The 1677-nt window shown below is 45.4% G+C and carries 1 protein-coding gene and 2 pseudogenes; all 3 read right to left on the minus strand.

Annotated features, from left to right (window positions below; genetic code table 11):
- A pseudogene (locus tag AC1DH9_RS28680) lies at positions 1-488 on the minus strand (ATP-grasp domain-containing protein); the annotation flags it as partial.
- On the minus strand, positions 485-1411 hold the full coding sequence (locus AC1DH9_RS28685; RefSeq protein WP_427536961.1) for an EamA family transporter: 927 nt from the start codon (positions 1409-1411) through the stop codon (positions 485-487). The gene AC1DH9_RS28685 and the pseudogene AC1DH9_RS28680, both read right to left, overlap by 4 nt.
- Before the next feature lie 13 nt (positions 1412-1424).
- Positions 1425-1677: pseudogene (locus tag AC1DH9_RS28690) on the minus strand (hypothetical protein); the annotation flags it as partial.

Genomic DNA, 1677 nt, shown 5'->3' on the forward strand with positions numbered 1-1677 from the left:
TTACAAATGTAGACTCCGTCGRCACCTGCGCTCTCAAGAGGCTTCAGCACTACTGGAAATTTATCATGTACCTCTATCCAGGCCCGAGCCGAACTCCATGCATCAACAATTGTCTGTTTGGCTGCTGGCAAACCCGCGTCAGCAATACGCTTGATCATTTCATATTTATTTCTACGAGCTATCGTTTTATCGAACTCGTTACTGTACGAAAGCCCAACTCTGTCATTGAGCACATCAGCTAAAAGCACGCCGCTTTCGGCGCCTGCAATAATGACGTCTGGATTAAAGTCTTTTACCAAGGAGACCGTAGAGACCAGATCTTCGTTTGTGACCGCATCTTCATAAATAGAAAAATCGAAGCCGACATAGTAATAATCATCAATATTCCGACTAGAAGCCACATGCAATAAAACACAGCCATCCGTGTGTAATTTTTTCGCCAGAAACTTACCAGAGGAAAACCCGTCGACAACAACAATCCTGATCATTTCAAACCTCGCCTTGCTGCGTTAATTTTATGAAGCGCCAACACACCCAACAGCAACACTATAATCACTATCGCAGCGATACTCGGGGCCGAAAACTCGACCCTGGAGTCTAAATACTGCAATATCAACGTAAACACTGGAAGGGTTAGGAGCACGAGAGAAACGTGTATTGAACTCAGATGAAATATAGTCTTCTGAATTAAATAGATTGGGAGCAAGTGCCCCACAACGACAAGAATCATCATGGGGACTACCAGGTTGCTTGTCACGCCGAATGAGGCGCCGCTGCTGAGTACAAAGAAAACACACAACACGATCATTACTATGTTTCTAGTTGCAAGTATCTCGGAAACAGCCCACGCTCGGGAAAACAGTTTTTTTGAAACTATCGTATACAGTACTGTGCCCAGCGCGCAAAGCACGACGCTAATTATCCCCAACGTCCGTTGTTCTTTTGTGGTGGAGGAAATACCGCTATCACCAATAAATGAGTTGTATAGCATGACACCTACTGACAACAACACCAGATAGGAAATCACTGTTTCTATCCTGCCTGTCTTTCCACTCTCTTTATCAAACGCAGAAATAATCAGAGTGAGTGCGGGCCCGCAGGCAACTGACGCGACCCCAACGACTGCAGGTTCTAAGTAGCGAAGAGCGTAAAACAGCCCTCCCCAGTTGAACAAAACAGAAACGTTCGCCAGGATGACGAAAGCAAAGTCTCTTTTAAGCTTGAACAGCAATGACGTTTTGTTCTTGAGCAAGGCGTAAGCTAAAAACAGCGTCGCCGAGGAAATAAAGCAGTAGAAGATCACGACCATTGTACTGATGGTCTGAGTCAGGAATGCGACATATACGTCGAATGCCGCACTAATAAAACAGAATAGCAGGCCAAGTAATACGCCGTGATTCTTCAAAGTCATACCGTTAGCCTATTCATTCTTTGTGGGAGTTTCGTTCGCCGAATATCATGCTGCCTACTCGAAGCATGGTACTGCCGTTTTCGAGAGCGACCCGATAGTCAGCACTCATGCCCATGCTTAGATTGCCCACGCCATAGATTTCTTTCARCTTTACCATTTCCTTGAAGAAAACAGCTGGGGGCTCATTATTTGGAGGGATGCACATGAATCCACTTACCCTACCCGGGAGCCTCTCATTTAATTTCTGATAAAGATCGCCTAGATCC

Source organism: Pseudomonas sp. 05T35 (genome assembly GCF_056396605.1).

Excerpts from the sequence above, each read along its gene's own strand:
- AC1DH9_RS28685 (WP_427536961.1), bottom strand. The coding sequence starts at position 1,411 with ATGACTTTGAAGAATCACGGCGTATTACTTGGCCTGCTATTCTGTTTT.